The sequence below is a fragment of the Porcipelethomonas sp. genome, assembly GCF_051893655.1.
GTDB lineage: Bacteria > Bacillota > Clostridia > Oscillospirales > Ruminococcaceae > Porcipelethomonas.
Window position 1 is genome coordinate 1 of sequence record NZ_JBJFHN010000110.1, and the last position, 8,239, is coordinate 8,239.

Genomic DNA, 8,239 nt, shown 5'->3' on the forward strand with positions numbered 1-8,239 from the left:
CAGTCTAGAATAAATTTTTCAAATTCGTCAACTGAAACTTTTTTTATTGAAGCTTTTCCAATTTCTTTGCAAATTATATAATTTATAGAATTGCTGACTCTTTTTTTGTCATTATAGCAGAGTTTTACAAGTTTCCCTGCCGGAGCGTCACAGCAATCAGGGAGTTTATATGCATGCACACAGTTTATAAGTTTTTCAGTAAGTTCTTCAGAACAGCCTTTTTTGCTTATCATGCACATGCCTATTGCTACAGCACTTCCGTGAGTATATGTTTTGTAATTATAATAGCTTTCAACAGCATGTCCCAGAGTGTGACCAAAATTTAAAATCATTCTTTCACCGGTGTCAAATTCATCATGTTCCACCACATCTTTTTTTATTGAAACACTTTTATAAACTATTTCATCAATAATTGAATGTACATTGCCAAGGTTATGAGAAGCTATCAGGTCAAATAATTCCTTGTCACGGATCATACCATATTTTATTGCTTCAGCCATACCATCTGACAAGATTTCCGGTTTGAGAGTTTCCAGAACGTCAGAATCACATATTACACAGGAAGGCTGTTTAAAAGCACCTACAAGATTTTTTCCGCATGGCAGATCTATTGCAGTTTTTCCGCCTACTGACGAATCAATCTGAGCCAGAAGGGTAGTAGGAATCTGAATATAATCAATACCTCTTAAAAATGTTGCAGCAGCAAATCCTGTAATATCACCCACAACACCTCCGCCCAGAGCAATTATGCAGTCGGAACGGGTAATACTGTTTTCACATAGAAAGTTATATATTTTATTTAAAGTATCTGAAGATTTTGATTCTTCGCCATTTGGAAAAACAAATTCTGACACGGTAAAACCGTGTTCAGTCAAGGATTTTTCAACATCATTATAATATAGCCTATGGACAATATCGTCAGTTATGACTGCAACGCGTCTGGTTTTCACCGTATCAGAAATAATATTGCCGCAGTTTTTCAGCAAGCCTCTTTCAATATAAATATTATAAGCAGTACTTGCATTGACAGTTATAATTTTCATAAAATCTGTCAGTCCTTTCATTCAAATATATTTACAATATTTGTGTTGATTTTAAAAGAAAGATTCTTTTTCAAAACACTTTCCTTTTTGTGCCTGTTCCGGAGTAAACCAACGTTCTCCATTTATATATAAGTCATCGTCTTTCCATTCAATTTTTACTTCAGTAAGCGGTCTTTTAACACATAATTTTCTGTCATATCCTTTTGCCTTGTAAGTAACAGATGATCTTACTATATCCTTGTCGTTTGGTTCAAGCATAACAGTTGTGCAGCCGCCGGAGCTGTCAGTAGTATTAATAACTTCATATCGGTATTTTTCTGACGGGGATACTCCTTCTTCAATAGTTTTCTGTACTGCCGGAGAAGTCAGATAGGATGTAAAAATAAAATATGCAAGAGCCGCCAGAATATATATAAGAAGGTAAACTGTTCCGAGCAATGTTTTTGTACCTTCATTTGCACCGCTTGCAAAGAATATTGTTACAGCACATATGGCAAGTGGTATTATCATTTCCCATGATCCCAAACACATAAGAATAATAGGAAGAAGTGCCGGAATCAGGATTAAGCTTGCAAGCTTTGTAGCAAGCTGTTTTCTTGAGTAAATCATAATAACCAGAGCAGCTGCAGAAATTGCTGAAAGATAAACGCAGAACACTACGGGTTTTTTTATAATAACATCGTAAAAGACCGAACGGAATGCAAGTACGCATATATAGACGGCGTAAATAAGACTGAAAACTGAGGCTATTCGCTTAAGCCAGATATTTGATGTAACACCGGATTTCATTTTTGCCTCCTGAATATTTTTGTTCTGTATATTATGTATATTTTTAAGGGGAAAATTTCATGCAGAAAGCTTCTGGAAAAGCATTTACAATTTTTTTCCCAAGAATCAATCATATACATTATAACATTATTTTTATAAACTGACAAGTGCTAAAATTAAAAAGAATATTGCAAATTGAAAAAAAAGTGTTATAATTAGTTTTAGAAGAGAAAATTATGCCAATAATAAAATAATTATTTTTTATGGTGCAGAATAAAAAGAGGACTATTAAAATGACTAAAAAAAGAAAGATTTTAAAAGTTGCCACACTGATACTGGCAATTATTTTGTGTGCTTTTTTAACGATTTTTGTACTTGTTCCGTTTATCAGGCTTCTTATGACTGATGAAGGGCGTATATATATACAGCAAAAGGTTGAAAGTTTTGGAATATTTGCCCCTGTTTTATATATTGTTATGGAAATGACGCATATTATTCTTGCTTTTATTCCAGGCGGTCCGGTAGAAATTATAGGCGGAGTCCTTTTCGGTGCAATTTTTGGTCTGATACTGTGCGAAATCGGAATATGTTTAGCTACTGTTATTATATATAACCTTGTGAAAAAGTTCGGACGGCCGCTTGTTAATGCATTTGTTTCAGAAGAAAAATTTCAGAAGTTCAAATTTCTTCATGATGAAAAAAAGCTTGAGCTTATTGCATTTATTCTTCTTATGATTCCCGGAACGCCGAAAGATGTTCTGTCGTATATGATTTCTCTGACTGATATCAAACCGATAAGGTTTTATTTTCTGGCAACTGCCGCAAGAATACCGTCTGTTGCATCATCAACTCTGATGGGTGCTACTTTGAGCAAAGGCAAGCCGATTATTACTGCTATAATTTTTCTTATAACAGCTGCTATTGGAATTACAGGTATTTTTCTGAATAATTATATTACAGCCAAAAGAAGTGATAAGCAGGAAATTAAATAAAAAAAGGCTCACTAAAAATAGTGAGCTTAATTCTTTCTCATTACCGTTAATGAAAAACAGGAAAAACAGCAAAAATGCTGTTCCTGAATTCATAATCTCAGTAAATATTAGTTTGCTCTTTCAACCTTACCTGAACGAAGGCATCTTGAGCATGCGTAGATATGGCAAGGGGTACCCTTAACAATAGCTTTAACACGCTTAACGTTTGGCTTCCAAGTTCTGTTTGATCTTCTGTGTGAGTGAGAAACCTTGATACCGAATGTTACACCTTTACCGCAGATATCACATTTTGCCATTGACTGCACCTCCTTTGAATATACTTAACAAAAAGTCAACAGATATATTTTATCAGAAAGTGAAGAAAAAATCAAGTCTTTTTTTGAAAAATATGAAATTTTTTAAAAAAATGTGCTTATAGGTTTATTAGTACTTGAAATTTTATCGGTAATAATGTATAATAATTATTATTTGTAATTGTATGTTTTTACATACTGGAAAGGAGAAAAAATGAATTTTGGTATTAACGATTTGCTGGAATTATTCACTAAAGTGCTGATTATTTTTTTGATACTGCCTGTTCACGAATATGCTCATGCATGGGCGGCTCATAAAATGGGTGACGATACAGCGGCATATGCGGGGCGGCTTACTATGAATCCTCTGGCTCATATAGATATATTCGGAGCGATTTGCCTTATTCTGACAGGCTTCGGATGGGCAAAGCCTGTTCCTATAAATCCTCTGAAATTCAAAAAGCAGCGTCTTGGAGTTGCTGTTACTGCGGCAGCCGGTCCGCTTTCAAATTTATTAGTCGCTCTGATTGCTTTTTTAATTTACCGTATTTTAACTGCTTCTGCTTTTTTCCGGGACGGAATTTCAATTTTATATACTCAGTACAGCAATATAGATGAAATTCTGAATCAGCCGCTTACTGGTTCAAGTCTTGAAAAAAGTGCAAACGGAATGAATTATATGTTCTTTATACTTTTTATTCTGGAATGCTTTATAGTTATTAATATAGGTCTTGCAATTTTCAATCTTATTCCTATTCCGCCTCTTGACGGTTCAAAAATTTTAAGTTATTTTACAAGTGCAAAGTTTGACAGATGGATTTCAAATAATTATATGATTGTAAATATAGTATTTATGCTTGTTATTATTACCGGAGTGCTTAACGGACCTTTGGGATGGATCAGAAATCAGCTTTTGAATTTCCTGTGGTTTATTACAGGATTTATCCCGAAATTAATGGGAGCATGATATTTTGGAAACCATATCTTTTAAACTTGATGTTTTTGAAGGACCTCTTGACCTGCTTCTTCACCTGATAGCCAAACACAAGCTTAACATCAATGATATAGAAATTTCAAAGCTTCTGGAACAATATCTTTTATATATTGAACAGGCAAAGGAACAGGATCTGGAGCTTGCAGGAGAATTTCTGGAAATGGCTGCCAGACTTATATATATCAAAACTGCGTCTTTGCTGCCGAAACCGGAAGAAGCTGAAGAAATAAAGAAAGAGCTTCAGGGAACTTTGATTGAATATTCAGCATGCAAAAGAGCAGCTGAAAAGCTTAAGGCATCATATACGGGAAATGATATTTTTGTAAGAGAGCCTTTGAAAATTAAACTGGACAGTGTTTATAAGCTTGAACATCCCCCGGAAAAACTGGCTGAAATTTACCTTAATATGCATATAAAAAAGACCGATTTCAGACAGGCAAACGAGAAAAAAATTAATGATGTTGTTCAGCAGAAAGTAGTGTCGGTTATTTCCAAGGTCGTATATGTTCTGAAAACACTTTACAAAAACGGAAGTGCATATATTGACAGCATGTTTGACGGAATGACAGGACGCTCTGAAAGAGTGGCAACATTTCTGGCGATACTTGAGCTTACAAAGTCCGGAAGAATTGTGATAAGCGATGATAATACTATGATAAGCTTTAAGAAGAAGGGGGATAATTTTGCAGCTGAATGAAAAACTTGGGGCAGTTGAGGCAATACTTTTCGCTTCCGGTGAGCCTGTGGACGAACACCGTATTTCTGAAGCGGCAGGTGTTGACAAAAACAGTATTTCCGGACTTGTAAAAGCCCTTAACGACCGGTACAGGGACAGTGAAAGTGCTCTTAATATAGTGCGGCTCGGAAACGGCTATCAGATGTGTACTAAAAAAGAATATGCAGAATATATAAGAGCTGCTATGGAATATAAAAAACAAATTCCTTTGTCAAATGCTGCCATGGAAGCACTGACAGTAATTGCTTATAATCAGCCGGTTACAAAGAGTTTTGTTGAAAATGTCCGGGGTATTGACAGCTCGTCTGTTATAAATTCTCTGGTGGATAAAGGACTTTTGGAAGAAGCTGGCAGACTTGAAGTTCCGGGAAGACCAGTGGCATATAAAACCACAGATAATTTTCTGAGATGTTTTGGTCTTAGTTCACTGGATGATCTTCCGCCGCTTGTCAGAGAAGGTGACGATTCTCAGACAAGTTTATTTGATGATGAATGTGACAATAATGATTACGAAGACAATGATTAAGATGCATATGTGAAGGGAGAGATTGAATTGGTATGGATCATTCTGGCAATAATACTGCTGATTATACTGATTCTGTTTCTGTCTCCTGTAAGAATATATGTAAATTATGAAAACGGCAAAACAGATATTTATATCAAATATCTGTTTTGGAAAAAAAGAACAGGAAAGAAAAAGACTTCTGATTCAGGAAAAAAAGAGAAAAGAGAGGGACGTGAAACAGAAAAGTTTCATAAAAAATCTGATAAAAAATCTCAAAAAAATAAATTAATACCCGAAAAAACTGAGGACAAAATTGAATTTGTGCTGAATGTTTTAAAATCAGGCGGAAAATCATTAAAGTGTGTTATGAAAAGAATATGTATATATGATATATTTGTTGATTTTACGATTTCTGATATGGATGCATATGACTGTGCGTTGAAATTTGGTAAGACAAATATCGTAGTATATAATATATTCAGTTATCTCGGATACTTTGTAAAGCTTAAAAAGAAAAGCATTAATATAAAGTGTATATATAACCAGCCGGAATGTATTTATAATTTTAGTTTTATTGTAAAGTTTACCCCGGCGTCAGGACTTTTATCTGCATTTGTATTTATTCTGACTTTTCTGGTAAATAATAATAAAAATAAAAAGGCAAAGTCTGACTGAAAGATCTTTGCGTGAAAGAGAGGAAATCTATATGAGTGAAAATCACACAATAGGAAATATCATGGGAATTACAATGGATAAGCTTAAGGAAATGGTTGATGTAAACACAATTGTAGGAGATCCTATACAGCTTCAGGACGGAACAGCTATTATTCCTATTTCTAAAGTATCGTTTGGCTTTGCATCAGGCGGTTCTGATCTTCCGGCAAAAACACAGAAGGATCTTTTCGGAGGCGGTTCAGGTGCGGGAGTGTCAATTCAGCCGCTGGCTTTTCTGGTGGTTTATAAAGGAGAAGCAAAGCTTATGCAGATGTCTGTAAATGCATCAACTCCTAATGCACTGGTAAATCTTATCCCTGATGTTGTGGATAAAATTTCCGGGATGATAAATAAAGATAAAAAAGAAAACGAAGAATAAAAAAGCTGTCCTATTTTTCAGGAAAACCTCATAAGATATAAGGTAATACCGTACCAAAACCCGTTATAGGGTGCGGTTTTGTCATAAAAAGCTTGTGGAGGGTTTTATGAAAAAAATTATTTCTGCTGTTGTTTCAGTTTTTTTTGCCTTGACAGTTTCGGTTCCGGTTATTGCTGAAAATGCTCTTCCGGAGGTTTCTGCGAAAGCATGTGTTCTGATTGAAGAGAAAACCGGAAAAATACTGTTTGAGAAAAATTCTTCTGAAAAACTACCTATGGCAAGTACAACTAAAATTATGACAACTCTTCTTTGTCTTGAAAGCGGAGGACTGGATGATGAATTTGTAGTTGACAGTGATGCTATAAAGGTGGAAGGCTCTTCTATGGGACTTGTGGAGGGGGATGTAGTTACAAAACGTGCTTTGTGCTATGGAATGCTTCTGCCGTCCGGAAACGATGCTGCAAATGCAGCAGCCGTAAAAATCGGCGGCAGTATTGAACATTTTGCAGAAATGATGAATGAACGTGCAGAAGAAATCGGAATGACACGAACCTGCTTTGTGACTCCGTCGGGACTCGAAGGGGAAGGGCATGGCTCTTCGGCATATGATATGGCTTTGCTTGCAAGAGAGGCACTGCGCAACCCGGAGTTTGCTGAGATCTGTTCACAGAAAAAGGCAAAGGTCGAATTCGGAAATCCCCCCTATGAACGATGGCTGGTTAATACTAACAAGCTTCTTGACATGTATGAGGGGGTAAAGGGGGTAAAAACCGGATTTACAGACGAAGCCGGACGGTGTCTGGTTTCAGCCTGTGAGCGTGACGGTATTTCAATGATATGCGTTACATTAAATGATAAAAATGACTGGCAGGATCATATAAATATGTATGATTACGGATTTTCTCTGCTGGATACTCTGGAGCTTGGTTCTGATGAAATTATTCCTGTACCGATAGCCGGCGGTACGGAAGAAACCTTGCCGGTGAGAGCAGATGAAAAGCTTGTAATAGGCGATGACGGAAAAACTGAAAACAGAATTTCCAGTAAAATTGTTCTGCCGCCTTTTATATATGCTGGTGTGAAAACAGGTGATAAGGTCGGTGAAATACAATATTTTTATGACGGCAGATATATTGACAGCATACCATTGAAAGCTATGAAAAATGCTGAATATAAAATGACAGAAAAAAAGGATAGCAGTAAGAGTTTTTTAAATAAAGTAAAAACCTTTTTGTTCGGTAACTAAGGAGTTTAAAATTGGAAAAAATAAGGATACAAAAAATAATTGCCGATTGCGGATACTGCTCACGTCGAAAGGCGGAGGAGCTTATGACAAGCGGCAGAGTGAAGTTAAACGGACATCCTGTAAAACCTGGAGACAAGGCAACAGTCCGTGATAATATTACTATTGACGGTGAAAGAATTTATGTGCCTAAAAAGAAGAACTTTGTTTATCTTATGATGAATAAGCCCCGAGGATACGTTACTACAATGAACGATGAAATGGGAAGAAAATGCGTTACTGAGCTTCTGGACGGTATTGATACAAGGGTTTATCCGGTGGGAAGACTTGACAGAAATTCTGAAGGACTGCTTTTATTTACAAATGACGGAAATTTTGCAAACAGTATTATGCATCCGGCAAAGCAGATAAGCAAGACTTACAGAGTAACAGTACGCCCTGATATTTCTGATGAGCAGCTGGTGGCTCTTTCGGAGGGTATAGAGCTGGACGGAAGAAAAACACTGCCGGCAAACGTTGTGGTTAAGGATAAGGAGCCGGGAAGAGTAGTGCTTCTTATTACAATTAAAGAG

At 36.2% G+C, this 8,239-nt stretch carries 11 protein-coding genes; 8 read left to right on the forward strand and 3 right to left on the reverse strand.

Going from position 1 to position 8,239, the window contains the following annotated elements; genetic code table 11:
- Positions 1-1,043, reverse strand: a 1,043-nt coding sequence (gene aroB, locus ACI4WO_RS06375; RefSeq protein WP_439806725.1) for a 3-dehydroquinate synthase, incomplete at its 3' end; no start/stop codon positions are given.
- Between the two features lie 51 nt (positions 1,044-1,094).
- Positions 1,095-1,832, reverse strand: coding sequence for a hypothetical protein (locus ACI4WO_RS06380; RefSeq protein ID WP_439806726.1), 738 nt, complete (start codon positions 1,830-1,832; stop codon positions 1,095-1,097).
- Positions 1,833-2,104: 272 nt separating this feature from the next.
- Between ACI4WO_RS06380 and ACI4WO_RS06385 the strand changes: the two genes are divergently transcribed.
- The gene (locus tag ACI4WO_RS06385; protein WP_439806727.1) at positions 2,105-2,803 is read left to right on the forward strand and encodes a TVP38/TMEM64 family protein; all 699 of its coding nucleotides are present in this window, start codon (positions 2,105-2,107) and stop codon (positions 2,801-2,803) included.
- Between the two features lie 107 nt (positions 2,804-2,910).
- On the opposite strand, the gene rpmB is transcribed toward ACI4WO_RS06385, so the two are convergent.
- On the reverse strand, positions 2,911-3,099 hold the full coding sequence (gene rpmB / locus ACI4WO_RS06390; protein ID WP_177498312.1) for a 50S ribosomal protein L28: 189 nt from the start codon (positions 3,097-3,099) through the stop codon (positions 2,911-2,913).
- A 211-nt stretch (positions 3,100-3,310) separates the two neighbouring features.
- Here rpmB and ACI4WO_RS06395 point away from each other — a divergent pair, with 211 nt between their 5' ends.
- From ACI4WO_RS06395 to ACI4WO_RS06425, 7 genes are all read left to right on the forward strand, one after another.
- Positions 3,311-4,063: a site-2 protease family protein gene (locus ACI4WO_RS06395; RefSeq protein ID WP_439806728.1), complete on the forward strand. Its 753-nt coding sequence runs from the start codon at positions 3,311-3,313 to the stop codon at positions 4,061-4,063.
- 4 nt (positions 4,064-4,067) lie between these two features.
- The gene (locus ACI4WO_RS06400) at positions 4,068-4,787 is read left to right on the forward strand and encodes a segregation and condensation protein A (RefSeq protein WP_439806729.1); all 720 of its coding nucleotides are present in this window, start codon (positions 4,068-4,070) and stop codon (positions 4,785-4,787) included.
- Positions 4,774-5,352: an SMC-Scp complex subunit ScpB gene (gene scpB / locus ACI4WO_RS06405; RefSeq protein WP_439806730.1), complete on the forward strand. Its 579-nt coding sequence runs from the start codon at positions 4,774-4,776 to the stop codon at positions 5,350-5,352. The genes ACI4WO_RS06400 and scpB overlap by 14 nt, the downstream gene beginning before the upstream one ends.
- Before the next feature lie 27 nt (positions 5,353-5,379).
- On the forward strand, positions 5,380-6,006 hold the full coding sequence (locus tag ACI4WO_RS06410; protein ID WP_439806731.1) for a hypothetical protein: 627 nt from the start codon (positions 5,380-5,382) through the stop codon (positions 6,004-6,006).
- Between the two features lie 31 nt (positions 6,007-6,037).
- Positions 6,038-6,424 (forward strand): GerW family sporulation protein, encoded by a 387-nt coding sequence (ytfJ, locus tag ACI4WO_RS06415; RefSeq protein WP_439806732.1) that lies wholly within the window; start codon positions 6,038-6,040, stop codon positions 6,422-6,424.
- Positions 6,425-6,530: 106 nt separating this feature from the next.
- A complete protein-coding gene (locus ACI4WO_RS06420; RefSeq protein ID WP_439806733.1) occupies positions 6,531-7,670 on the forward strand; it encodes a D-alanyl-D-alanine carboxypeptidase family protein in 1,140 nt (379 codons plus the stop codon).
- Between the two features lie 11 nt (positions 7,671-7,681).
- The coding region (locus ACI4WO_RS06425; protein ID WP_439806734.1) for a pseudouridine synthase at positions 7,682-8,239 on the forward strand (558 nt) is incomplete at its 3' end.